The sequence below is a fragment of the Micromonospora sp. NPDC048935 genome, assembly GCF_043197875.1.
Lineage (GTDB): Bacteria > Actinomycetota > Actinomycetes > Mycobacteriales > Micromonosporaceae > Micromonospora.
In genome coordinates, this window is the sequence record NZ_JBICTZ010000011.1 from 22906 (window position 1) to 45976 (window position 23071).

Annotated in this window: 23 protein-coding genes; 15 read left to right on the forward strand and 8 right to left on the reverse strand. The window is 72.3% G+C overall.

What is annotated here, in order from left to right; translation table 11 throughout:
• Positions 1-41: 41 nt before the first annotated feature.
• The 6 genes from ACGFIW_RS26305 (at position 42) to ACGFIW_RS26330 (ending at position 6722) form a co-directional block, all read left to right on the forward strand.
• Entirely contained in the window at positions 42-3122 is a 3081-nt protein-coding gene (locus tag ACGFIW_RS26305) for an Rne/Rng family ribonuclease (protein WP_393320916.1), read from the forward strand.
• Positions 3123-3239: 117 nt separating this feature from the next.
• Complete coding sequence (locus ACGFIW_RS26310; protein WP_393320919.1) at positions 3240-3734, forward strand: hypothetical protein; 495 nt, start codon at positions 3240-3242, stop codon at positions 3732-3734.
• A gap of 320 nt (positions 3735-4054) precedes the next feature.
• A complete protein-coding gene (rplU, locus tag ACGFIW_RS26315) occupies positions 4055-4369 on the forward strand; it encodes a 50S ribosomal protein L21 (protein ID WP_007464063.1) in 315 nt (104 codons plus the stop codon).
• An 11-nt stretch (positions 4370-4380) separates the two neighbouring features.
• On the forward strand, positions 4381-4635 hold the full coding sequence (gene rpmA, locus ACGFIW_RS26320) for a 50S ribosomal protein L27 (RefSeq protein WP_074313740.1): 255 nt from the start codon (positions 4381-4383) through the stop codon (positions 4633-4635).
• A gap of 97 nt (positions 4636-4732) precedes the next feature.
• The gene (gene obgE, locus ACGFIW_RS26325; RefSeq protein WP_393320922.1) at positions 4733-6202 is read left to right on the forward strand and encodes a GTPase ObgE; all 1470 of its coding nucleotides are present in this window, start codon (positions 4733-4735) and stop codon (positions 6200-6202) included.
• Between the two features lie 70 nt (positions 6203-6272).
• Positions 6273-6722, forward strand: a complete 450-nt coding sequence (locus ACGFIW_RS26330; RefSeq protein WP_393320925.1) for a GNAT family N-acetyltransferase — start codon at positions 6273-6275, stop codon at positions 6720-6722.
• 3 nt (positions 6723-6725) lie between these two features.
• Here ACGFIW_RS26330 and ACGFIW_RS26335 read toward each other — a convergent pair whose 3' ends face one another.
• Positions 6726-7385 carry a DUF6766 family protein gene (locus ACGFIW_RS26335; protein ID WP_393320929.1) on the reverse strand — a complete coding sequence of 220 codons (660 nt, stop codon included), beginning with the start codon at positions 7383-7385 and terminating at the stop codon, positions 6726-6728.
• 66 nt (positions 7386-7451) lie between these two features.
• The gene (locus ACGFIW_RS26340) at positions 7452-7943 is read right to left on the reverse strand and encodes a DUF4383 domain-containing protein (RefSeq protein ID WP_393320932.1); all 492 of its coding nucleotides are present in this window, start codon (positions 7941-7943) and stop codon (positions 7452-7454) included.
• 230 nt (positions 7944-8173) lie between these two features.
• On the opposite strand from ACGFIW_RS26340, the gene ACGFIW_RS26345 reads away from it, so the two are divergent.
• The 3 genes from ACGFIW_RS26345 to ACGFIW_RS26355 are packed head-to-tail and all read left to right on the forward strand — an operon-like array spanning position 8174 to position 10165.
• On the forward strand, positions 8174-9019 hold the full coding sequence (locus tag ACGFIW_RS26345) for a hypothetical protein (protein ID WP_393320935.1): 846 nt from the start codon (positions 8174-8176) through the stop codon (positions 9017-9019).
• 31 nt (positions 9020-9050) lie between these two features.
• Positions 9051-9518, forward strand: coding sequence for a phage holin family protein (locus tag ACGFIW_RS26350; RefSeq protein ID WP_393320938.1), 468 nt, complete (start codon positions 9051-9053; stop codon positions 9516-9518).
• Positions 9515-10165 (forward strand): DUF3618 domain-containing protein, encoded by a 651-nt coding sequence (locus ACGFIW_RS26355; protein ID WP_393320941.1) that lies wholly within the window; start codon positions 9515-9517, stop codon positions 10163-10165. The genes ACGFIW_RS26350 and ACGFIW_RS26355 overlap by 4 nt, the downstream gene beginning before the upstream one ends.
• Here the strand turns inward: ACGFIW_RS26355 and ACGFIW_RS26360 are convergent.
• Both ACGFIW_RS26360 and ACGFIW_RS26365 read right to left on the reverse strand, forming a co-directional pair.
• Positions 10155-11297, reverse strand: coding sequence for a glycosyltransferase (locus tag ACGFIW_RS26360; protein WP_393320944.1), 1143 nt, complete (start codon positions 11295-11297; stop codon positions 10155-10157). The two genes, ACGFIW_RS26355 and ACGFIW_RS26360, sit on opposite strands and share 11 nt — an antisense overlap.
• Positions 11298-11397: 100 nt before the next feature.
• Positions 11398-12645: a cytochrome P450 gene (locus ACGFIW_RS26365; protein WP_393320947.1), complete on the reverse strand. Its 1248-nt coding sequence runs from the start codon at positions 12643-12645 to the stop codon at positions 11398-11400.
• A 146-nt stretch (positions 12646-12791) separates the two neighbouring features.
• Here ACGFIW_RS26365 and ACGFIW_RS26370 point away from each other — a divergent pair, with 146 nt between their 5' ends.
• Complete coding sequence (locus tag ACGFIW_RS26370) at positions 12792-13193, forward strand: hypothetical protein (protein WP_393320950.1); 402 nt, start codon at positions 12792-12794, stop codon at positions 13191-13193.
• 132 nt (positions 13194-13325) lie between these two features.
• Here the strand turns inward: ACGFIW_RS26370 and ACGFIW_RS26375 are convergent, their stop codons facing one another.
• Complete coding sequence (locus ACGFIW_RS26375; protein WP_030491749.1) at positions 13326-13544, reverse strand: DUF397 domain-containing protein; 219 nt, start codon at positions 13542-13544, stop codon at positions 13326-13328.
• Between the two features lie 69 nt (positions 13545-13613).
• Here ACGFIW_RS26375 and pepN point away from each other — a divergent pair, with 69 nt between their 5' ends.
• A complete protein-coding gene (gene pepN, locus ACGFIW_RS26380; protein WP_393320953.1) occupies positions 13614-16130 on the forward strand; it encodes an aminopeptidase N in 2517 nt (838 codons plus the stop codon).
• A 321-nt stretch (positions 16131-16451) separates the two neighbouring features.
• On the opposite strand, the gene ACGFIW_RS26385 is transcribed toward pepN, so the two are convergent.
• Together ACGFIW_RS26385 and ACGFIW_RS26390 are read right to left on the reverse strand one after the other, a co-directional pair.
• Positions 16452-17666, reverse strand: a complete 1215-nt coding sequence (locus ACGFIW_RS26385) for an FAD-dependent monooxygenase (RefSeq protein WP_393320956.1) — start codon at positions 17664-17666, stop codon at positions 16452-16454.
• A gap of 159 nt (positions 17667-17825) precedes the next feature.
• On the reverse strand, positions 17826-18488 hold the full coding sequence (locus ACGFIW_RS26390) for a PadR family transcriptional regulator (RefSeq protein WP_393320959.1): 663 nt from the start codon (positions 18486-18488) through the stop codon (positions 17826-17828).
• 818 nt (positions 18489-19306) lie between these two features.
• Between ACGFIW_RS26390 and nadD the strand changes: the two genes are divergently transcribed.
• From nadD to ACGFIW_RS26410, 4 genes are all read left to right on the forward strand, one after another.
• Complete coding sequence (gene nadD, locus ACGFIW_RS26395; RefSeq protein WP_238642693.1) at positions 19307-19903, forward strand: nicotinate-nucleotide adenylyltransferase; 597 nt, start codon at positions 19307-19309, stop codon at positions 19901-19903.
• Between the two features lie 110 nt (positions 19904-20013).
• On the forward strand, positions 20014-20424 hold the full coding sequence (rsfS, locus tag ACGFIW_RS26400) for a ribosome silencing factor (protein ID WP_357077026.1): 411 nt from the start codon (positions 20014-20016) through the stop codon (positions 20422-20424).
• Entirely contained in the window at positions 20421-21080 is a 660-nt protein-coding gene (locus tag ACGFIW_RS26405) for a histidine phosphatase family protein (protein ID WP_393320962.1), read from the forward strand. Before rsfS ends, ACGFIW_RS26405 begins: the two co-directional genes overlap by 4 nt.
• 48 nt (positions 21081-21128) lie before the next feature.
• Positions 21129-22022 (forward strand): DegV family protein, encoded by an 894-nt coding sequence (locus tag ACGFIW_RS26410; protein ID WP_393320965.1) that lies wholly within the window; start codon positions 21129-21131, stop codon positions 22020-22022.
• Positions 22023-22028: 6 nt separating this feature from the next.
• On the opposite strand, the gene ACGFIW_RS26415 is transcribed toward ACGFIW_RS26410, so the two are convergent.
• A complete protein-coding gene (locus ACGFIW_RS26415) occupies positions 22029-22691 on the reverse strand; it encodes an HAD family hydrolase (protein WP_393320968.1) in 663 nt (220 codons plus the stop codon).
• Positions 22692-23071: the final 380 nt, after the last annotated feature.

Consider the following 23071-nt stretch of genomic DNA (forward strand, 5'->3'; position numbering starts at 1 on the left):
CGCTCACCCGCGCCCGGGGCAGCCAGAACTGGAGAACGTCCATGCTCGAGAACGAGCCCGAGGGCGGCGAACGGACCGGTTCACAGCCGGCCGGGGAAACCGCCGACCAGAGCACCACGGCCGACGGCGCCACTGCCGTCGGTTCGGCGTCGGTGGACCCGGGTGGCGCGGAGAGCGCCGAGCCGGCCGCGCCGGTACGACGCACCCGGTCGACCCGCCGGCGTGCCGCCCCGCTGAGCCAGCCGGAGCAGACCGACGCGCCGGCTGAGGCGTCCACCGGCGAGGCCGGCAGTGCCGAGTCGCCGCAGGCGGAGGTCTTCGCCCCGATCTCCGGCGACCAGGACGTCGCCCCCAAAACCCCCCGACGCCGCCGCAAGGCCACCCCGGTCGAGACGACCGCCGAGGAGCCGCTCGTGGCCGCCTCCGCGGAGTCGGCCCCGGCCGACGTGGTTCCACCGGTGAAGGTGACCCGTACCCGGCGCAAGAAGGCCACCCCGGCCGCCGTCGAGGAACCGCCAGCGGTCGCGGAGCCGGTCGTCGAGGAGCCGGCCGCCGCGGAGGAGCCGGTCGTCGCGGAGCCGGTCGTCGCGGAGCCGGTCGTCGAGGAGCCGGCGGAGTCCGATCTGCGCGAGGCCGAGGCCGAGCTGAACGACACCCCGAGCACGACCGCCCCCGGGTCGCCCTGGGCCAGCTCCGGCGAGGTGGCACCAGGTGTCGCCGTCTCCGGTGTGACAGATGAGCCGAACGAGCCGGCCGCGGTCGAGCCGGAGCAGCCGCGTACGCGTCGTCGTCGGGCCGCCCTCTCCGCGCCCACCGTGCTGTTCATGGCACCCCAGCCGGACGCCGTGCCGGTGACCCGGCCGGTCGAGCCCGCTCCCGTCGCCGAGGAGCCGGCGGTGGAGGAGGCCGTGGAGCCGTCCCGCCGCCGTCGGCGTGGTCGCCGCGACGCCGAGCCGGTGGAGCCGGTCGAGGCGATCGAGGCCGAGGAGGAGCCGACCGAGGAGGCCGACGAGGCCACCGAGGCGGATGAGGACGACGAGGACAGCGCCGCCGCGCGCCGTCGCCGCCGGCGTGGTCGCCGGGGTCGGGGTCGGGGCAAGGGCGGGGCCGACGACGCCGAGGACGAGGATTCCGAGGAGGCCGCGCAGGCCGACGAGGAGGAGACCGCCGAGGCCGAGGCCGAGGGTGACGAGGACGAGGAGACCGAGGGCGGGGACGGCCTGACCCGCCGCCGCCGTCGTCGTCGTCGCCGGGGTGCGGGCGACACGGAGGGTGCCGCCGACGACGGCGTACCGACCGTGGTCAAGATCCGCGAGCCGCGCCGGACGGTCGACGAGGTGCAGGGCGTGTCCGGTTCGACCCGGCTGGAGGCCAAGCGTCAGCGCCGCCGCGACGGTCGGGAGCAGCGGCGTACGCGGCCGCCGATCCTCAGCGAGTCGGAGTTCCTGGCCCGCCGGGAGGCGGTCGACCGGGTGATGGCGGTCCGCCAGCGCGGTGACCGCACCCAGATCGCCGTCCTGGAGGACGGGGTGCTTGTCGAGCACTACGTCACCCGCAACTCCTCCGGCACGATGGCCGGCAACGTGTACCTGGGCAAGGTGCAGAACGTGCTGCCCAGCATGGAGGCGGCGTTCGTCGACGTCGGCCGGGGCCGCAACGCGGTGCTGTACGCCGGCGAGGTCAACTGGGACACCTCCGGTCTGGAGGGGCGGGCCCGCTCGATCGAGCAGGCGCTGCGCTCCGGCGACTCGGTGCTGGTCCAGGTCACCAAGGACCCGATCGGGCACAAGGGCGCTCGGCTGACCAGCCACATCGCGCTCTCCGGCCGGCACCTGGTCTACGTGCCCAACGGCAACGCCTCCGGGATCAGCCGCAAGCTGCCGGACAACGAGCGCAAGCGGCTGCGGGACGTGCTCAAGAAGCTGGTTCCGGACGGCGCGGGCGTGATCGTCCGGACGGCCGCCGAGGGTGCCACCGAGGACGAGCTGGCCCGTGACGTCAAGCGGCTCCAGGCGCAGTGGGAGGACATCCAGGCCAAGGCCGCCGAGGGTGGCGCCCCGGCGCTGCTCTACGGGGAGCCGGACCTGGTCATCCGGGTGGTCCGGGACCTGTTCAACGAGGACTTCCGCGAGCTGGTGATCGAGGGCGAGCAGTCGTACGACATCGTCGAGTCGTACCTGTCGCACGTCTCCCCGGATCTGGTCGACCGGGTGCGTCGGCACGTCGGCACGAGCGACGTCTTCGCCGAGTACCGGATCGACGAGCAGATCATCAAGGGCCTGGACCGCAAGGTCTTCCTGCCCTCCGGCGGCTCGCTGGTGATCGACCGCACCGAGGCGATGACGGTGGTGGACGTCAACACCGGCAAGTACACCGGCTCCGGGGGCAACCTGGAGGAGACCGTCACCCGCAACAACCTGGAGGCGGCGGAGGAGATCGTCCGTCAGCTCCGGTTGCGGGACATCGGCGGCATCGTGGTGATCGACTTCATCGACATGGTGCTGGAGTCGAACCGTGAGCTGGTGCTGCGCCGACTCACCGAGTGCCTGGGCCGGGACCGCACCAAGCACCAGGTCACCGAGATCACCTCGCTCGGTCTGGTGCAGATGACCCGTAAGCGGATCGGCGCGGGTCTGCTGGAGGCGTTCAGCGAGACCTGCGAGTGCTGCAAGGGTCGCGGCGTGATCATGCACACCGAGCCGGTGCCGGAGAAGGCACGCCCCGCCGGTGCCGGGGAGAAGGTCAAGGCCGTCGCCTCGTCGGTGGCCGCCGCCCCGGCCGCCGAGCAGGGCACCGCCTCGTCCCGGCGCCGGGCGCGCAAGAACGCCCCGGTCGAGCGGGCCGCGGTCGAGGTCGTCGACACCGACACCGACATCGAGACCAGCGCCGAACCGGACGCCGACTACCAGGACACGATGGGCTACGACCTGTCGCGCTACGAGTCGGACACCGCCGCCGCACCGGCGATCTCCGACAGTCAGCAGGGGGAGTCGGCCCGGCTGGCCGCGGCGGACGACCCGGACGCGCTCGCCGACGCCGACGGCGACGAGGACACCGCCGAGGGTGGCGGCGGCCGCCGCCGTTCCCGTCGGGGTGGCGCCCGCCGGCGGACCCGCCCCTGACCGCCTGACCGGCCACGTGTTTGACGAGGTCCCTTCCCCGGCAAAGTGACGGGGGAGGGACCTCGCCGTCGCTGCCATCCCGGCCCAGAGTCGGCCGTCCCGGGTCAGGAGAAGAAGATGCGTCGTCTGTTTGCCGTCACCGCACTGGTCACCGTGCTCTTCGGTGCCGCGGGGTGTGACACCGACCGGCCCGTGGGCGCCGGGCCGAGCGGCGTGGCCACCGGAAGCGCCGGTGACCCTTCCGCCGGAGCGTCCGCCCGGCCGGCCAGTGGTGGCGTGGCGGGGGGCGCCACGGAGGTCTGCGCCGCCGCCCAGCAGGCCAGCACCACTGCCGTCCGCACGTACGTGGCGGAGCTGGGCCAGATGGTCGCGGCGATAGGGGCCGGCGACAGCGGCACGGCCGAGGCCGCTCGCGGACGGGCCGAGGCGGCCCTGGCCGGCTGGCGGACGGAGCTGCGCAAGCAGTCGGAGCGAACCACCGATCCGCAGCTCAAGACACTGCTCACCGACCTCGGCACCGAGGTCGCCGCGCTCGGTGCCGACGTCGAGTCGATCGACGAGACCGAACTCGACAGGCTCCAGCAGCGCCTTGATCAGCTCTGCGCGCGCTGACCAGGGCCTGTTTCATCAGGGCGGTCGAGCCGAGGCGGAGTCCGGGCGGCGATCCGGCAAGGCGCGGCTTCGTCCGGATACCGGTGTTGTATTCGGACGAAACCGCAACGCCGCCGGGCCCGCCGCAGGCCGGCCAGTTCTGCTGAAACAGGCCCTACGGCGGGCCGGTTTGGGGTCCGGGCCGGCGATGGCGTACTCTTGCCTGCGGCCCACCTTTGGTGTGCCGAGTTCCCGTGTGCCCGCGCCGCCGTGCACTGCTACCCGGCGAGCCGCCGCGGGGACGACCGCCAGCAGCCTCAACGACAGGGAGTCCGCCTCCGATGTACGCGATCGTCAAGACCGGCGGCAAGCAGTACAAGGTCGCCGAGGGCGACGTGATCGAGGTCGAGAAGCTCACCGGTGCCCCCGGTGACGCGGTGAAGCTCACCGCGGTGCTCCTCGTCGACGGTGACGACCTGGTGACCGACGCGGCGAAGCTTGCCGAGGTCGCGGTGTCCGGCGAAATCGCCGCGCACACCAAGGGCCCGAAGATCCGGATCCACAAGTTCAAGAACAAGACCGGCTACCACAAGCGCCAGGGTCACCGCCAGCCGTTGACCCAGGTCAAGGTGACCGGCATCTCCAGCGGGAAGTAGGTCGTCGTCCAATGGCTCACAAAAAGGGTGCGTCCAGCTCGCGTAACGGTCGTGACTCCGCGGCCCAGCGACTCGGCGTGAAGCGCTTCGGTGGTCAGGTCGTCAGCGCCGGTGAGATCCTCATCCGGCAGCGTGGCACCAAGTTCCACCCCGGTGACCTGGTCGGCCGTGGCGGCGACGACACGCTGTTCGCGCTGTCCGCCGGTGCGGTCCTCTTCGGCACCAAGCGCGGTCGCAAGACCGTCAGCATCGTTCCGCAGCAGTAGTTCTCTTCGCTCAAGCGGGCCGCGGACCTCCGGGTCCCGGCCCGCTTAGCCTTTTTCGCGCAGTGCGGGGTCGGACCTCGCTGGAAGGATTGACGCCGTGGCAACGTTCGTTGACCGGGTCGTTCTGTATCTGCAGGCCGGCGATGGTGGGCACGGCTGTGTCTCGATCCACCGCGAGAAGTTCAAGCCCTTCGGCGGGCCGGACGGCGGTAACGGCGGGCACGGCGGCAGCGTGTCCCTGGTGGTCGACCCGCAGGTCACCACTCTGCTCGACTTCCACTTCCACCCGCACGTCAAGGCCGACAACGGCAAGGGCGGCGCCGGGTCGAACCGGGACGGGGCCAACGGCCGCACCCTGATGTTGAAGGTGCCTAACGGCACCGTCGTGCAGACCACCGACGGCACCGTGCTGGCCGACATGGTCGGCGCCGGCACCACCTTCGAGGTGGCCCGGGGCGGGCGCGGCGGGCGGGGCAACGCGTCGCTGGCCAACGCCAAGCGCAAGGCGCCGGGCTTCGCCGAGCTGGGTGAGCCCGGTGACCAGCTGGACATCGTGCTGGAGCTGAAGAGCGTCGCCGACGTGGGCCTGGTGGGCTTCCCGTCGGCCGGCAAGTCGTCACTGATCTCGGTGATCTCCGCCGCGAAGCCGAAGATCGCCGACTACCCCTTCACCACCCTCGTGCCCAACCTCGGCGTGGTCCGGATGGACAACCACACCTTCACCGTCGCCGACGTGCCGGGTCTGATCCCCGGCGCGGCCAACGGCAAGGGGCTGGGCCTGGAGTTCCTGCGGCACATCGAGCGCTGCGCGGTCCTGGTGCACGTCATCGACTCGGCGACCCTGGAGCCCGGCCGTGACCCGGTGGCCGACATCGACGCCATCGAGGCCGAGCTGAGCCAGTACGGCGGGCTGGCCGACCGCCCCCGGCTGGTGGCCGTGAACAAGGTCGACGTGCCGGACGGGCGGGACCTCGCCGAGATCGTGCGCCCCGACCTGGAAGAGCGCGGGTACCGGGTGTTCGAGGTCTCCGCGGCCACCCGCGAGGGGCTCAAGGAGCTCACCTACGCGATGGCCGAGCTGGTCGAGGCGGAGCGCAAGGCCGCGCCGCCGGCCGAGCCGACCCGGATCGTGATCCGTCCGATCGCGGTGGACGACGACGGCTTCACCATCACGGCCGAGGCGGACGGGTCGTTCACCGTTCGCGGTGTCCGACCGGAGCGCTGGGTCAAGCAGACCAACTTCGACAACGACGAGGCGGTCGGCTACCTCGCCGACCGGCTGGCCCGGCTCGGCGTGGAGGACAAGCTGGCCAAGGCCGGCGCGGAGCCCGGTGACCTGGTCCGGATCGGTGAGCGCGAGTTCGACTGGCAACCGACGCTCTACGCCGGCGTCGATTTCGTTCCCGGCAACCGGGGCACCGACGTCCGCCTGGAGGAGAAGTCGAACCGGCTGTCCGCCGCGGACCGGCTCGCTGCCCGCAAGGCCCGCCGGGTGCGGTCGGCGGACGAGGTGGGCGCGGACGCGACCGACGACCTCGACGACGACGACGAGGACGACGCCGAGTAGCCCGTTGCGCTCCGTGATCGGGTTGATTTCCGTAAACCTCCGCGAAATCCACCCGTCCTAGCGTGGGGTGATGTTGATCGAGTCTCGGCCCGCCACCGATCCGGAGATCGCCGCCCTGATCATCGCCCAGCAGCGGGAGCTGCTGGCGGCCGATGGCGGGTTGGACGGGCAGGTCTTCGTCCCTCACGACGACGTCCGCTACCTGGCGGTGGTGGTGAACGGTCGTGCGGTCGCCTGTGGCGGGCTCCAGACGATCGATGCCGAGACCGGCGAGATCAAGCGGATGTACGTCCGGCCCGCGTACCGGGGGCGGGGCATCGCCCGGCAACTGCTGGCCGCGCTGGAGGAGTGCGCGTTCCGGCAGGGGCACTCGGTGGTCTGCCTGGAGACGGGCACCTACCTGCCGGCGGCGATCGCCCTGTACACGTCGTGTGGCTACCACCAGGTCCCGGTCTACGGCGAGTACGTGGGCAACCCGTACAGCATCTGCTTCGCCAAGCGACTGCCGGTCGCGGCCTGACCCTCAGGCGCCGGTGGTGGCGTGCGCGACGGTCACCGGCTTCGACTCGGGTGAGGCGTGCTGGCGCAGGATGATGCTCAGCAGGATCAGCGCTCCGACGGCAAGGAACTCGCTCTGCCAGTTCTGCATGGACTGGAACCAGAAGTCGCTGGTGCCGAGGAACTCCCACACGCCGATCGGGGGTGCCCCGCTCTGTAGAGCCTGCTCCTGGTTGTATGCCGCGGTGCCGCCGAGCAGGTGACCGACGAACGAACCGGCGAAGATCAGCAGCAGCGCGAGGGAGAGGCTGTTGCGGTAGATCACCAGTGGCAGGCCGCCGACGCGTACCGGCCAGGGTGACTGCGGGGTCGCCCGACGCTCGTCGTCCTCCGGCCGGTCGGTCTGGTCCACCGGCTTCGACTCGGCGGAGCCGCGCTGCACCAGGTGGGCGGTGAGCAGCACGTACCCGCCCATCTGGAGGAACTCCGACTCCCAGTTCTCGAAGACCGACTCGATGAAGTGCCCACTGGTCAGGTACGCCGGCCAGCTCAGCGGCGCGGCACCGAACTCGGTCAACTCCTCGTTATGGGTCTGCCAGCCGAAGACGCTCTGTAGCACCAAAAAGATCAAGAACGCGCCCAGCATGGCGACGGTCAGGGCGTTGTCGCGTAGCCAACGAGGCATATCGCACCTCCTTCGCTGATCGAGTTACCCCGGCGGGTGCGCCGGCAAAACCCCCGTAGCTCCAGGTCAGTGTCGGTCGGCTGGGTTGTCCAGGCGCCCGCCGGTGCCCGCCTGGCTGGACAGCAGCAGCCCGAGCGCGAGCATCCCGAAGCCGAGTGCGAGGTGCAGCCAGTTGTCGGCGTCGTTGACCGGCAGGATGTTCGCTCCGCTCTCGGCGTCGACGGCCTCGATGCCCAGGCCGTACAGCCAGAGCGCGAGGTAGGTCGCGCCGCCGGCGGCCAGGAACACGCGGGCCCCGGCGACGCTGCGGGCCAGCACCAGACCGGCCAACCCGAACAGCAGGTGCACCGCGTTGTGCAGGATCGACACCTGGAACAGCCCGAGCAGCCGCGCGTCCGAGTGGTGCCCGGCGAATCTCAGCTCCCCGTAGTCGGTGGTGACGCCCGGAACGAAGCCGAGGATGCCGATCAGCAGGAAGACCCCCGCCACAACCAGCGCGGCAACCCGCACCCGGGGTCGGGGGCCCGCCGGTCGGCCACCTCGCACGCCTCGTGCCATCGCTGCCCCCTTCGTGGATCTGCCAGCCTCGCGAACCGCACTGTCCGCAGCGGCGACATGACGCAGCCCGACGATCCTCCATTTTGAAGTCGATCCGGCCACCCCCGCAGAGAAACGCGCGAAGAGGTATGGAAGCCGAAACGCAGGGTAGGGGATTGGTGAGCGGCTGTAGCACCAATCACCGCATCCCCCAGCACAACCGCGACGACTTTCTGAGCGGAAGGGAAATCATGTCTTACGATCTTTCACCCACGTCTTCCACGTACGGGCAGCAGTCGACAAACGGCGGCGGCGTCCGTGACCAGGCCCGCCAGGTCGGCGCCGAGGCCGCGCAGGCCGGCGGCGCGGTCGCCCAGACCGCCAAGGAGCAGGGCACCGAGGTCGGCCGTGAGGCGGCCCGGCAGGCGCGCAACCTGTACGGCGAGGCCCGCGCCCAGCTCGCCAGCCAGACCGGTGAGCAGCAGCGCCGCGCGGCCGGTGGGCTGCGGTCGCTGGCCGACGAGATGCGTTCGATGGCCGAGCAGGGTGGCCAGGCCGGTCCGGTGACCGAGCTGGCCCGCCAGGCCGCCGACCGGGTGCACGGCGTCGCCGGTTGGCTCGAGCAGCGCGAACCGGGCGACCTGATCACCGAGGTACGCGACTACGCGCGGCGCAACCCGGGCACCTTCCTGGTCGGCGCGGCCGTTCTCGGTGTGTTGGCCGGCCGTCTCACCCGTGGCATCTCCGCTGCCGGCGACGACTCCGGCGAGGGCACCTCGACCTACCGGGGTGCCGGGGCGTACGACCCGGAGCGGACCGCCGTGATCCCGACGCAGCCGCCGGCGCCCCGCGCGGTGCCGGACGCCGTTCCGCCGGGCGGCTACCTCGACCCGACACCCGGTACGCACACCGAGCCGACGTCCGGCGGTTACGCCGAGCCGACGTCCGGCGGCTACGCCGCCCCGACGCCCGGCGGCTACGCCGACCCCAACGGGGGTGGCTACCCGGAGCACTCCGGCACCGGGCAGCCGCTGCCGCCGGTCCAGCAGACCGACCCGCTGCCGGGCGTGCCGTCCAGCGGCAGCACCCGCCCGTGAGCCACCGACTCGTCCGAAGGGAGGCGACGGCATGAGCATGCCGACGCAGGGGCCCGGCCCGGGCTCCGGTTACCACCCCGACGCGGGTGCTCCGCACACGGCGGCGGAGGTGAAGGGCAGCTCCATCGGTGAGCTGATGCGCCAGGTGACAAGTGACCTGTCGACGCTGATGCGCCAGGAGGTCGAGCTGGCCAAGGCCGAGGTCCGCCAGGAGGGCAGGAAGGCCGGCAAGGCCGCCGGGCTCTTCGGCGGTGCCGGTTTCGGTGGCTACATGGTGGCGCTCTTCGTGTCCATCGCCGTGTGGCAGTTCCTGGACAACGTCATGGACTCCGGTCTGGCCGCGCTGATCGTGGCCGTGATCTGGGCCGCGGTCGCCGCCGTCCTCTACTCCATGGCCAAGAAGAACGCCCAGCACGTACGCGGGCTCAAGCAGACGAACGACAGCGTGCAGCGGATCCCCGACGCGCTCAAGCCGCACCCGGAGGGAGTCACCCGATGAGCACCGACCCCGATCAGATCCGCCGGGAGATCGAAGCCACCCGCAACAGCCTCAGCTCCGATGTGGACGCCCTGGCGTACAAGGTCAGCCCCAGCCGCATCGTCGACGACCGCAAGCAGCGGGCCCGTTCCGCTCTGCAGAATGTGAGGGACAAGGTCATGGGAACCGCGTCTGACCTCGGCCACGGCACCGGCCAGGCCGCGCACTCGGTGGGCGACCGCGCCTCGTCGGCGGCCTCCAGCGTCAGCGACGCCGCGCACTCGGCGGCGACCTCCGTCAGCGACGCCGCGCACAGCGCGCCGCGGGTGATCCGGCAGAAGTCCCAGGGCAACCCGCTCGCCGCCGGTCTGATCGCGTTCGGGGTCGGCTGGTTGGCGTCGTCGCTGATCCCGGCCTCCCGCCGCGAGCAGCAGGCCGCGACGCAGCTCAAGGAACGGGTCGGCGAGCACGGTGGCGCGGTGAAGGAGAAGCTGAGCGAGGTGGCCAACGAGCTGAAGGAGGAGCTGCGCGAGCCCGCCCAGCAGGCCGCCCAGTCGGTGCGGTCCACCGCTCAGGACGCCGTGCACGCGGTCAAGGACGACACCAGGTCGGCCGCGTCCGACGTCAAGGACCACGCCCAGCAGGCCCGGCACCAGGTCAGCCCCTGACCCCACCCCCACCCTCCAGCCCCGCCGATCGTGCAGTTTCGGTCGGGTGTTTGCCCCAGTAAAGGGCGTCTTGTCGCGACCGAAAGTGCAAGATCGCGTGGGTTGGGGGGTGGTGTGGGGCGGGGTTGGCGGCTCGGCGGATGTGAGAGTCGCCGTAGCGGACGCCGCCACGCAGGACCCGCTGGGCCAGCGCCAGCCAGCCGCACACCCCGCGCTCCAGCAGCCAGAGTGGGGCCGCCAGTGCCGTGGTCGGCGGGAACACCCGGTCGCCGCCGGCGCGACGACGACCCGCCTCGGCCAGGGCGACCACCCCGGCCGCCACGCCGAGCAGCAGCCTGGGCCGGCGCGACGCGACCGCCGCCGCCAGCCCCGGCAGGACCGCGAGCGCGGTCAGCAGGCGAGCCGGCTGGGCCAGGTCGTCGTACGCCTGGCGGACCCGTTGGCCACGGAAGTGCGCCGCGTCCGGCGGTAGGCGGCGGACGTACAACCAGGCCGGCCTGGCCTCGACGCCGCCGTACCCGCGCACGGTACGGATCAGCTCCAGGTTCTCGAAGAGCACGTCCGGGTCGTACCCGCCCATGCCGAGGAAGGTGCCGCGCCGCACCGCGAGGGTGCCCGGGTAGTCATCCCCGAGCGCCCGGTTGAGCAGCGTCCGGCCGGTGTCCCACCAGGCGTGCCAGGGCAACGGGTCGAAGTAGTTCTGCGGTCGCACCAGATCGACCCGGCCCAGCAGTCGGTGCACGGCGGTCAGCCCGGCCTCGTCGTACCGGACGTCGTCGTCGGCGATCACCACGTGCTCGTGGCCCGCCGCGCGGACACCGGTGTGTACGCCGATCACCTTGCCGTTGAGCCCACGCTCGCCGGGGTCGGGCGGGACGTGCCGGACCAGCCCTCGCCAGGCGTCGGCGTGCCGCGCGAACAGGTCCGGTGCCGAGGCGTCGACCACGATCACCTCGACCCGTTCGGCCAGCCACCGCAGGTAGCCGGTCAACTCGGCCAGACCGCTGTCCGTGTGGCAGCGCAGCGGCAGCACGTACGTCATCGGCAGGTGGACCGGCGACGTGCCGGCGCGGTCGACGCCCGCCCGGTGTGCGGCGCGCCGGGCGTCGCCAACTGGGCCGAACAGGGACATCCGCTGTGCCTCCTCCGCGGGACCGCTGCGAACCGGCGGCTGAGCAGCGCCTGCCCACGTCCGCGCCGGTCAAACCGACGGCCGGGGATGCGGGCGGAGGTCAGCCGGTGCGCCGGACGTTGGTGAGGGTCAGACCGAGCGGCGGCAACGCCGGCATCCGGTGCAGGTCCAGGGCCAGGTCCTGGACGGGTACGTCGTAGCGCATGGTGCCGGTCAGGTTGGCGACCGCCCGTTTCATCAGGTCGATGGTGATCCACTCGCCCGCGCAGCGGTGCCCCGCCCAGTGCTCACCACCGCCCTGCGGGATCAACTCGAACGGGTCCACGTGTCGGCCGGCGAACCGCTCCGGGCGGAACAACTCCGGCTCCGGCCAGAGGGCCGGGTGGTGGTTGGTGCCGTACAGGTCGAGCAGCACCCGCCGCCCCCGGGGAAAGCGGTGGCCCTGCCACTCGAAGGAACGCCGGACCCGGGCCGCCGCCATCGGGAAGAACGGGTAGTAACGGCGTACTTCCTGGACGAAGTTCTCGGTGGCCTCGTCGTCGTCGCGGACCCGTTCCCGCCAGCCCGGATGGTCGTGCAGGGCGAGCGCCGCGAACGCGATGTACTGGTCCACGGCCACCACCGGCCGCAGCACGTTGAGCAACTCCACCGCCGCGACCCGGCGGGGCAGGAGCCGGTCCTGCCGGTCCCGGTGCTCGGCGATCACCGCCAGGGCGCTGCCGGGCGGCGCCGGGGAGAGACCGACCCGGGTCCGTTCGATCAGGTCGGCGAGCCAGCGCTCGGTGCGGCCACGGGCGAGCCGTCCCCGCCAGTGTCGGAGGCCGACCACCGCCGGCGCCTCGATCATGGCGTGCAGCTCGACGGCACGCCGCTCGACGTGCGCCGTGGGCAGCGGCACCCCGGCCCAGGCGCAGACCACCCGGGTCAGCATGCGGCCCAGCTCGTCGTAGAGCGGCAGCGGCCCGCCGGCCTCCCAGGCGGGGATCCGCGCCTGCCACTCGTCGTCGAAGAGCTGACCGAGCTGCCGGATCGCGGTCGGCGTCATGATCGACATGAACATGGCCTTGCGGTCGGCGTGCTCCGGCCCGTCCAGCCCCTGCACGCCACGCCGACCGGTGAGGGTCCGCTGCACCCGCAGCGGCATCGCGGTCGCCCGTTGGAAGCGTTCGTTGTCGTAGAACAACACCGCCGCCGGCCGGCCGCGCAGGCAGATCGTCGGCGCGAGCAGGATCCGGGTCTGGAAGACGTCGCTGCCGTACCGCTCGCACCGCGCACCGATGAACCGGTAGCCGGTGCGGAGCAGCGCGAGGGTGCTGTCCGGGCTGCGGTCGACCGGCATGGTCGCCATCACGTCTCCTCACAGGCAGGTGCGGCCGGTCACCCCGGCCGGCTGCGTCTACCCCCGACGCCGCCGCTGAATCCCCGCGCCGGCTGGCCCCTCCCAGGAGCGGCGGAACTTGGTTTGCTGCTGGTGGGGCAACCACGGGAGGGCGGATGCGCGACAACAGATCGCCGCACTGGCGGCAAGGGCGAGCGACCGGGGCACCGGGCGCGGGCCGCGACGAGCGGCCACTGATCGGGCCGCCCCGACGGCCGACCCGACCACCGCGGTTCTTCACCGTGCACCTGGGCTTCACCGCGCCGGACGCGACCGACGCCCGCGAGCTGGCCGTCTCGTACGCGGAGGCGTTGACCCTGCTCCGCCCGGAGGTGGCGCTCGGGGCGGCGGCCCTGTCGCCGGCCGATGCCTGGCAGCGGGCCGTGCGGCTGTTCTGCGGGGCGGTCGGCCCGGACGGCGAGCGCTGCGTCGACGTGGCCGATCATCCGGGCTTCCACCACGCCCCGGGTCCCGGCGGTCTCGGCTGGGGTGACGGCGATGGCCCGCGCGTCGGGTGACCGCTGCCCGCTGCGGCGCACCGACCGCCAACGGGGCGGGCGACGACGGCGAGCGGCACCCCCGACCACGACCGGTGTCGCCGTGCCGGTGCCCGGATCACCGGCACCGGCACGGCGACAGCGTGCGGGCGATCAGTCCAGATCAAACTCGCCGTCCTGGGCGCCGGCGACGAACGCGTCCCACTCGGCCTGGGTGAAGACCAACACCGGGCCTTCGGGCTCGGCCGAGTTCCGCATGCCGATCAGGTCGTCGACGAAAGCGACCTCGACAGCGCTGTCGGAGGTGTCCCCTTCGGCCCGCTGCCAGACCGCCCGTGAGAGGTCGAAGTCGCCCTTGGGGTGCTGCGCCATGGTTCTTTCCTCCAGTGCCGAGGGTCGTGTGGTGACCGAGGGTCGATCCCCATCGGGCAGGATAAGCGGATGCCGAGCCTGACCCGTGTAGAGGCGACCGCGCGTGGCGCGGCGATTACTGTCGAGTCCTATCAGGTGGACCTCGACCTGACCGGCGGCGCGGAGCTGTTCCGCTCCCGCGTCGCGATCCGCTTCCGGGCGGCCACCGACACCGCGACCTTCGCCGAGGTCAAGCCCGCGAAACTGCTGACGGTACGCCTCAACGACCGCGACCTCGACCCCAACCTGCTGGCCGACAACCGGCTGCCGCTCACCGACCTCGCCGAGGAGAACACCCTCGTCGTCGAGGCGGAGATGGCGTATTCCAACGCGGGGGAGGGGATGCACCGCTTCGTCGACCCGGCCGACGGCGAGACCTACCTCTACGCGGTCAGCTTCCTCGACAACGTGCAACGCATCTTCGCCGCGTTCGACCAGCCCGACCTCAAGGCACCCGTCGTCCTCGCGGTGACCGCCCCACCAGAGTGGACGGTCTCCAGCAACGCCGAGGTGGCTGCCACCCCGGCACCGGGTCGCTGGGAGTTCGCCCCGAGCGCGCCGCTGGCCACGTACTTCTTCTCGCTGATCGCCGGGCCCTACCACGTGCGGCGGGCCGAGCACGACGGCGTTCCGCTGGGCATCTACTGCCGCCGGTCGCTCGCCGAGCACCTGGATGCCGACGCCGAGGAGATCTTCACCATCACCCGGCAATGCCTGGACCGGTTCCACCAGCTCTTCACCGAGCGCTACCCGTTCGGCAAGTACGACCAGGCGTTCGTGCCGGAATTCAACGCCGGCGCCATGGAGAACCCGGGCATCGTCACCTTCCGCGACGACTACGTGTTCCGCTCGGCGGTCACCGACACCGAGCGCGAGCAGCGGGCCACCACCATCGCCCACGAGATGGCGCACATGTGGTTCGGCGACCTCGTCACCATGCGCTGGTGGGACGACCTGTGGTTGAACGAGTCCTTCGCGGAATACCTGGGCACCCGGGTCACCGCCGAGGCGACCCGCTTCGGCCAGGCATGGACGACCTTCGCGATGCGCCGCAAGGCCTGGGGGTACGCGGCCGACCAACGCCCCTCCACCCACCCGGTCGCCCCGGAGGAGGTCGCCGACACCGACGAGGGCCTGCTCAACTTCGACGGCATCTCCTACGCCAAGGGCGCCAGCGTGCTGCGGCAGTTGGTCGCGTGGCTCGGTGACGAGGCGTTCCTCGCCGGCCTGAACGCGCACTTCGCCGAGCACCGCTTCGGCAACGCCACGCTCGCCGACCTGCTGGTCAGCCTCTCCACCGCCAGCGGTCGGGACCTGTCCGGCTGGGCCGAGGTGTGGTTGCGCCGGCCGCAGGTCAACACCCTGCGCGCCGAGGTCACCGTCGACGCCGACGGCCGCTACTCCGAGGTGGCCGTGGTGCAGACCGCGCCGGAGTCCCACCCGGTGCTGCGCCCCCACCGGATCGGTGTGGGCCGCTACTCGGTCGACGGCACCGTCCGCCGCGACGACGTCGACATCGACCCCACGGCCGACGGTGGCCGGACCGTGCTGGAGGCCCTGGCAGGCACTCCGGCCGCCCAGCTGTTGCTGCTCAACGACGGTGACCTCACCTTCGCCAAGGTGCGCCTCGACCCGGCGTCGGCGGAGGCCGTCGCGCGGATGCTGCCCGACCTGGCCGACCCGCTCACCCGGGCGATCCTGTGGGGCGAGGCACTGGACGCCGCGACAGACGGCGAACGGCCGGTCAGCGGCGTGGTCGATCTGATGGCCGCCGCGCTGCCCACCGAGACCGAGGTGATCATCGCGGAGGACGTGCTCACGCTCAGCCGGTCATTGGTGGACCGCTACCTCGACCCGCTGGCCCGGTCCGCGGCGTTGGCCCGGGTCGCCGAGGCGTGCCAGCGGTTGCTCGACGGCGCACCGGCAGGGGAGTCGTTGCAGTTGGCCGCCGCTCGGGGATGGATCGCCGCGACCACCGACGCGGACCTGCTCGTCGGTTGGCTCGCCGGCCGTGACGTGCCGGCCGGGCTGCGGGTCGACGCGGAGCTGCGCTGGGCGGTGCTGCGCCGGTTGGTGGTGCTGGGCGTCGCAGGCGAGGCCGAGATCGCCGTCGAGGCGGCCGCCGACAACAGCTCCACGGGTGCCGAACGGGCCGCCCGCTGCCGGGCCGCCCTGCCCGACCCGGCCGCGAAGCAGGCGGCCTGGGAGATCATCGTGCGGGACGCCGAGCTGTCCAACCGCCTGCTCGAAGCGACCGCCGAGGGGTTCTGGCAACCCGAGCAGACCGAGCTGACCGCCGCGTACGTCGAGCGGTATTTCACCGACATGCCGGCCGCCGCGAGCCGGCGTACCCCGTGGACGGCCGACCGGGTCGCGAAGCTGGCGTTTCCCCGCTACGCCGTGGCGCAGCCGACCCGGGAGGCGGCCGCGGCGCTGCTGGCCCGCGACGACCTGACCCCCGGCCTGCGCCGGGTGGTCACCGACGCCGACGACGACCTGCGCCGCGCGCTTGTCGCCCGGACAGCGGTGGCCGCCGCCGCGGCGTAAAGCCCCACGGACGCGTTGGGTGGTCGGTCGAGCGCGTCGGCGTGCGGTCAGGTGGGCGCGCTGCGTGCGGATGGTGGGTCGCCGGGGTGCGTCGGGGTGCGGTTGGGCGGCGCGCGGTGACGGCTGGGCGGGACGCGGGATGTGGTTGACGGGGCGCGCGGGGGCGGGTTAGCCGCGCCCCGCGCCCTGCGCCCCGCGCCCTGCGCCCCGCGCCCTGCGCCCCGCGCCCTGCGCCCCGCGCCCTGCGCCCCGCGCCCTGCGCCCCGCGCCCTGCGGCCCCGCGCCCTGCGCCCCCGCGCCCCTGCGCTCGCGCTTGGCGGTTTATCGCAGCGCGGGCTCCGTCGTGACCGGGGCGTCCCAGTCGATGACGTAGCGCTGCTCGTGGGCGGTGGTCTTCTCCGGATCCAGCACCGTGCGCACCATCAGCGGCATCAGCAGCGGCATCAGCGTCCGGGCGATCGGCCCCGGTGCCTTGGCATGGTTGATCCGGGCCGCGCGGGCGGCGACCTTCTCCACCCTGGCCCGGCGTAGCCGCACGTACGCGGCGAACGCGGTCTCCACGCCCGGCAGGTCGCGAAGGCAGCGGGCGAGTTGTACCGCACTTTCGATGGCCAGCGAGGCGCCCTGCCCGGAGCTGTTCGACGGCGCGTGCACCGCGTCGCCGACCAGCACCATCCGCCCCCGGTGCCAGTGCGGCACCGGCGGCATGATCTGCAACGAGCCGGCCACCTGTAGCGCGTCGGCGTCGCTTGTCGCCGTCAGCTGCCGGCCCGGGTCGTCGTCGCCGTAGCTGCTACGCAGTGTTTCCAGCCACTGTCGCGCCGGCACCGCGCGGGCCTCGACGAGGCTCATCGGCCGCTGCTGCGGCAGGTTGGCCCCCCACCGGGTGCCGCCGCCGGGCTCCGGCCAGTACAGGTAGTAGCCCCGTTGACCGAACGCGAAGGTCATCGTGCCCGGCTCGACGTCCACCTCGTGCCGTGCGACCGCCTCGAAGCTGAGCAGTCCGGTGAACCGGGGGCCCGGCGCGGCCGGATCGATGAGCCTGCGGACCGTGGACCGGATACCGTCCGCGCCGACGAGGATGTCGGCGGTGGCGGTGCTGCCGTCCTCGAAACGGACCGTCACACCGCTGTCGGTCTGCTCGGCGTCGACGAGCCGCTTGCCGTACGCGAACGCGACGCCCTCGGCGACCGCGCGGTCGTGCAGCACCCGGTGCAACTCGGCCCGGTGCACCACGCGCAGCGGCGGCACCCCGGCCAGCGTCGGCAGGTCGATGTGGCGACGACCCACGGCCATCGCGCTGCGCTCGATCGGGGTGGCGACCGCCGTCACCGCCGCGTCCGCGCCGACCACGCGCAGGGCCGCCACGCCGTTGGGCGCGAGGGCGAGGGTGCCGCCGATGCCGCCGACCCCGCTGGCCGTGGCGGGGTACGCCTCGTAGACGGTGGCGGTGATGCCGGCGCGGCGCAGCGCGAGCGCCGTCACCGGTCCGGCGATGCCGCCGCCGATGACGATCGCTGTTCGTACCGTTGTCATGGTCTCTCCCTGGGTGTCGTCGGTCCGTGCGCGTGCGAACCGACCTGGGAGGGAGCCCGGCTATCCTCTGATTGCCGCTTCGGGCCGGGTGCCTTCCCAGGTGTCGGTTCGAGGTAAGGGCTCCGGCGGGGTGTTGGCGCACCCCGCCGGAGTCGTCTGTCAGTCGGTGGTCTCCGAGGTCGGGGTGCTGGTCCCTCCGGCCAGTTCGGTCAGCTCGGCCGGCATCTCGCCGGTCTCGTGGAAGGCCCGCCAGGTGTCCAGCCCCGGATAGCTGCCCGAGGACAGCTCGGTGAGCAGACCACGCAGCCAGGCTGCCTCCGCCTCCCGCAGGGCGAGGTCGTACTCCGACTCCACCAGGAACAGCCGCGGGATCTCCCGCAGGTGGGCGTCGAGCGTCTCGCGGTCCCGCCGGAGAGCGTCGTCCAGCAGGTCGAGCCGCTGACGAAGCAGGTCGGTGGCCTCGTCGGGGTGCAGCGCGGCGAGGACGGACAACCCGGCGCGGAAGCGGGGATGCTCCGGCATTGGCGTGGAGACCAGCTCGCGCGCCCAGTCGACAAGCTCGGCACGCCCCGCGTCGGTGATCCGGTAGACGGTGCGTTCCGGGCGTCGTCCCTCGCGGACGCTCTCCACCGCGTCGATCAGGCGGTGCTTCTCCAGGTTGCGGATCACCGTGTAGAAGGAGCCCCACTTGAACTCCATGTCCTGGTCCTTGCCCCAGGCCCGCAGCGCGGTGGCGATCTCGTACGGGTGCATCGGCCGTTGGACAAGCGCGGACAGCACGGCCAACGCGAGCAGATTGCCGACCTTGCGCCGCTTCGGCACGATGCCCCCAGGCTCGCTCGCTTCCAACTACTCGTACGCAAGTATATGCACACGAGTGGCCCCGTCGCGATCCCGGACGGGGTGACCGTCCGGGGTGCCGTGACCGCCGGGGTGCCGTGACCGTCCGGGGTGCCGTGACCGTCCGGGGTGCTGTGACCGTCCGGCGTGCCGTGACGCCCGGGGTGCCGCGACCGCCCGGCGTGCCGCGACCGCCCGGCGTGCCGTGCGTGCCGTGACCCTGCGTGCGTGGCGACCCTGCGTGCGCCGCGGCCTTGTGCGTCGTGACTCCGCGGCCTTGCCCGCCGTGAGCCCTCGCCCGCCGTGAGCCCGCGCGCGTTGATCGACTCGGTTTCCTTGAAGTCGCGGTGTCCGGGCCGGTGTGACGCACCGACTTCCTGAAAGGCGAGTTGATCATCGCTGCGACGGGTTGCCTTTCCGGCATGTCGCGGTGTCCCGGCGGCCGGGGGAACGCCGGGCCGGGCCGGGTCCCCGGGTCCGGGTCCGGCCAGGGGTGGGGCGCCCGTGCGGATCGGGGTGGGGGTGCTCGTGCGGGTCGGGGTGGGGCGCCCGTGTGGGTCGGGGTGGGGTGCTCGCGCGGGTCGGGGTTGGGGTGCTCGCGCGGGCCGGCGTGGGGTGCTCGCGCGGCCCGGGGTGGGCGGCCCGGGGTGGGCGCCTCGCGCGGCCCGGGGTGGGCGGGCCGGGGTGGGTGCCTCGCGCGGCCCGGGGTGGGGTGTTCGGGCGGGCGCTCAGCCGGGCCGGGGTGGTCGGTCCCGACGGGCCGGGGTGGTCGGTTCCGACGGTCGGCCTACGATCATCGGGTGGAGGAAGATATCCGGCGGATCGGGATCATGGGTGGCACCTTCGACCCGATCCACCACGGTCACCTCGTCGCGGCCAGTGAGGTGGCGGACCGGTTCGGCCTGGACGAGGTGGTCTTCGTCCCGACCGGGCAGCCGTGGCAGAAGGCCGACGAACCGGTCAGCCCGGCCGAGGACCGTTACCTGATGACGGTCATCGCCACCGCCTCCAACCCTCGCTTCCAGGTCAGCCGGGTCGACATCGACCGGAGTGGGCCGACCTACACCGTCGACACCCTGCGCGACCTCCAGGCCGAGTACGGCCCCAAGGTGCAGCTGTTCTTCATCACCGGGGCGGACGCACTGCAACGCATCCTGTCCTGGAAGGATCTGGACGAGATCTTCGAGCTGGCCCACTTCATCGGGGTGACGCGGCCCGGGTTCCCGCTGACCGACAAGCATCTTCCGGCGGACACGGTCAGCCTGATCCAGGTGCCCGCGATGTCCATCTCGTCGACCGACTGCCGCGCCCGGGTCGCCCGGGGCGAGCCCGTCTGGTATTTGGTGCCCGACGGTGTGGTGCAGTACATCGCCAAGCGAAGCCTCTATCAGGGCTGACCACGCCCGATTCCGGCTGGTTTGTACATTCAACCGACCAGAACTGCGCGGTCGGGGCGTCGCCGGGTATGAGACGCTTGGAGGATCGCACGCTTGATCGAAGGAGAACGGTGACAGTTTCCGAACGCGCTCACGAGCTGGCTATCGCGGCCGCCCAGGCTGCTGCCGACAAGAAGGCGCAGGACATCACGATCATCGACGTCGGCGACCAGCTCGCCATCACCGACGCGTTCGTGCTCGCCGCCGCCCCCAACGAGCGTCAGGTGCTGGCCATCGTGGACGCCATCGAGGAGAGCCTGCTCGAGCTGCCGGACAAGGCCAAGCCGGTGCGGCGCGAGGGTGAGCGTGGTGGCCGCTGGGTGCTGCTCGACTACGTCGACATCGTGGTGCACGTCCAGCACACCGAGGAGCGCGAGTTCTACGGGCTCGACCGCCTCTGGAAGGACTGCCCCACCATCCCGTTCGTCGATCGCGACCTGGTCGAGGCCGACGCCAGCGGGTCGTCCGCCGCCGCCGAATGACCCGACTGATCGTCTGGCGGCACGGCAACACCGACTGGAACGCCGCCAACCGCGTCCAGGGGCAGACCGACGTACCCCTCAACGAGCTGGGTCGCGACCAGGCCCGCGCCGCCGCCCCGCTGCTCGCGGCGCTGCGGCCCGACGCGATCGTGGCCAGTGACCTGAGCCGCGCCGCGGAGACCGCCGCGGCGCTCGCCGCGCTGACCGGGCTTCCGGTCCGCACCGACGCCCGGCTGCGCGAGCGGCACTTCGGCCAGTGGCAGGGACTGCACCTCACCGAGGTCGCCGAGCGTTTCCCCGAGGAGTACGCGCGGTGGCGGGCCGGCGATCCCGACCCGGGTGCTGATCTCGAACCCCTGCACGATCTCGGCGAACGGGTCGGCGTCGCCCTGCGGGAGGCGGCCGAAGCGGCTCCCGGCGGCACCGTGGTGATCGCCACTCACGGTGGCGGCTCCCGGCAGGGCATCGGTCGCCTGCTCGGGTGGGACACCGGCGTGCTGCGCACCATCGGTTCGCTGGCCAACTGCCACTGGAGCGAGCTGCGGCACGACGACCGCGCGCCGACCGTCGGGCGCCCACACGACGTCAGCGGGTGGCAGTTGCGGGCGCACAACGTCGGCCTGGTCACCGCCCCGGTCGCCGTCGACGCGATCTGAGCGCTCGCGCCTCGGCGTTCGAGGGCTCGATCGGCTAGCGTGCCGGGCATGCCCGTCGCGGTTGTCATCGACTCCACCGCCTACCTTCCGCCCGAGCTGGTGCAGGCGCACCGGCTGACCGTCGTGCCGTTGACCGTCGTGCTCAACGGCGCGGAAGGGCTGGAGGGGGTGGAGACCGGGCCGGCCGACGCGACCCTGGCACTGAGCGCCCGCCGGGTCACGGCGACCACATCCCGACCGGCACCCGAGCAGTTCGCGCGGACGTACCGTCAGTTGCTCGACACCGGCGTCGACGGGATCGTCTCGGTGCACCTCTCCGCCGCGCTGTCGGGCACGGTGGAGGCGGCCCGGCTGGCCGCCGCCGACCTGGGCGGCCGCGTGGAGGTGGTGGACAGCCGCTCGGCGGGCATGGGGCTGGGCTTTCCGGCCATCGCCGCCGCCACCGCCGCCGCGGCCGGCGCCGACCCTGATGGGGTACGCGACGCGGCGCTCGCCGCCATAGCCCGTACCACCGTCTGGTTCTACGTCGACACGTTGGAGTTCCTCCGCCGGGGTGGCCGGATCAACGCGGCCGAGGCGCTGTTCGGCACCGCCCTGTCCGTCAAGCCGATCATGCACATGCCGGACGGGGCGATCGTGCTCCGTGAGAAGGTCCGTACCGCCAGCCGGGGAGTGGCCCGCCTCGTGGACCTGGCCGTCGAGGCGGCCGGTGACGACGACGTGGATCTCGGAGTGCACCACCTGGCCGCGCCGCAACGGGCCGAGGCGCTGCGCACCGCGTTGACCGGGCGGCTCGGCGACCGGCTGCACGACACGTACGTCTCCGAAGCGGGTGCGGTAGTCGCCGCGCACGCCGGGCCGGGCCTGGCCTGCGTGGTCGTCCACCGTCGCCCGGACAGCCCACGTCGTCGAGGCGGCAGCGGCGGATCTGGAGCATGCTGACCGTGACTACTGGATGATTTCGACGAGCCGAGTCAGGTCCGCCATCTCGTATGCGACGGGTGTGTCGTCCGGCCGGGTGTGCCCGCGGTGGTTGAGCCACACCGCCTGGATGCCGGCCGCGTGCGCCCCGTACACGTCGGAGCTTGTCGAGTCGCCCACGTGCAGCACTTCGTCCGCACCCAGGTCCAGTGCGGCGAGCGCTCGGGTGAACATCTCCCGGTCCGGTTTGTAGGCGCGGACGTCCTCGCTCGTCACGACGGCGGTGAAGGCCAGGCCGTGGTGCGCCATTGCCGCGTCCAGGTCGGCGCGGTCGACGTCCGACACGACGCAGATGGGCACCGTGACCCGGGAGAGGAACTCCCGGGTGCCTGGACGTAGCGGCGGCGACTGCCAGTACTCGAACTGCGCCGCGCACAGCCTGGCCGGGTCACCGGCGCAGCCCACCTCGGCCATCACCCTGGACAGGCTGCGCGTCGCGCACTGTCGTAGCGTCCGGAACTGTGGGCCGGTGGCGACCGCCTCGTACTCCCGCGCCCACGCCTCCATGACCTCTCGTCCAGCGACGGTCGTGGAGGCGCCGGCGGCTACCTGGTCAGCTATCGCCTGCATGATCGCGTCGTCGTCTTCGACCACAGTGCCGTAGAAGTCCAGCAGCAGTCCCTTGATCACCTTCGCAGCGTAGTCGTCGCCGCGGCCGGAGGGCTCGGCCAGGTCAGTGACTGCTGGTAGCGAGCCGGATCCCGAAGGCGGTGACTGAGACGGCGTAGCCGGGCGCCCCGGGGGCTTTGCGTAGCAGCCTGACGGCCGTCAGCCTCGCTGCCGAGCCTCGTGCGCCGTGGGGGCCGCACTCTCGGCCAGGCTCACACGCGGATGCCCCGGGGCGGAGACCGTTAGCAGATTCGCGCTTGATCAGGGCGTTGTCCACAGTGGGTTCAGTTGTCCACAGGGTGACGTCGCGACACCCCACCGCATTCGCCGTCGCCCGTAGCGTCGCCCTGTGTCACACGACGAGGAGACCGAGGTACGCCAGCGCCTGCGCCGGCTGACGC

Bases quoted from the DNA above. Each gene is read 5' to 3' on its own strand.
- ACGFIW_RS26360 (WP_393320944.1), bottom strand. From the start codon at position 11,297: ATGTCCCTGTTCGGCCCAGTTGGCGACGCCCGGCGCGCCGCACACCGG.
- rpmA (WP_074313740.1), top strand. From the start codon at position 4,381: ATGGCTCACAAAAAGGGTGCGTCCAGCTCGCGTAACGGTCGTGACTCC.
- ACGFIW_RS26310 (WP_393320919.1), top strand. From the start codon at position 3,240: ATGCGTCGTCTGTTTGCCGTCACCGCACTGGTCACCGTGCTCTTCGGT.
- pepN (WP_393320953.1), top strand. From the start codon at position 13,614: ATGCCGAGCCTGACCCGTGTAGAGGCGACCGCGCGTGGCGCGGCGATT.
- ACGFIW_RS26345 (WP_393320935.1), top strand. From the start codon at position 8,174: ATGTCTTACGATCTTTCACCCACGTCTTCCACGTACGGGCAGCAGTCG.
- ACGFIW_RS26365 (WP_393320947.1), bottom strand. From the start codon at position 12,645: ATGGCGACCATGCCGGTCGACCGCAGCCCGGACAGCACCCTCGCGCTG.
- ACGFIW_RS26305 (WP_393320916.1), top strand. From the start codon at position 42: ATGCTCGAGAACGAGCCCGAGGGCGGCGAACGGACCGGTTCACAGCCG.
- ACGFIW_RS26385 (WP_393320956.1), bottom strand. From the start codon at position 17,666: ATGACAACGGTACGAACAGCGATCGTCATCGGCGGCGGCATCGCCGGA.
- ACGFIW_RS26330 (WP_393320925.1), top strand. From the start codon at position 6,273: ATGTTGATCGAGTCTCGGCCCGCCACCGATCCGGAGATCGCCGCCCTG.
- ACGFIW_RS26335 (WP_393320929.1), bottom strand. From the start codon at position 7,385: ATGCCTCGTTGGCTACGCGACAACGCCCTGACCGTCGCCATGCTGGGC.
- ACGFIW_RS26375 (WP_030491749.1), bottom strand. From the start codon at position 13,544: ATGGCGCAGCACCCCAAGGGCGACTTCGACCTCTCACGGGCGGTCTGG.
- ACGFIW_RS26405 (WP_393320962.1), top strand. From the start codon at position 20,421: ATGACCCGACTGATCGTCTGGCGGCACGGCAACACCGACTGGAACGCC.
- ACGFIW_RS26410 (WP_393320965.1), top strand. From the start codon at position 21,129: ATGCCCGTCGCGGTTGTCATCGACTCCACCGCCTACCTTCCGCCCGAG.
- ACGFIW_RS26340 (WP_393320932.1), bottom strand. From the start codon at position 7,943: ATGGCACGAGGCGTGCGAGGTGGCCGACCGGCGGGCCCCCGACCCCGG.
- ACGFIW_RS26355 (WP_393320941.1), top strand. From the start codon at position 9,515: ATGAGCACCGACCCCGATCAGATCCGCCGGGAGATCGAAGCCACCCGC.
- ACGFIW_RS26350 (WP_393320938.1), top strand. From the start codon at position 9,051: ATGAGCATGCCGACGCAGGGGCCCGGCCCGGGCTCCGGTTACCACCCC.
- ACGFIW_RS26370 (WP_393320950.1), top strand. From the start codon at position 12,792: ATGCGCGACAACAGATCGCCGCACTGGCGGCAAGGGCGAGCGACCGGG.
- rplU (WP_007464063.1), top strand. From the start codon at position 4,055: ATGTACGCGATCGTCAAGACCGGCGGCAAGCAGTACAAGGTCGCCGAG.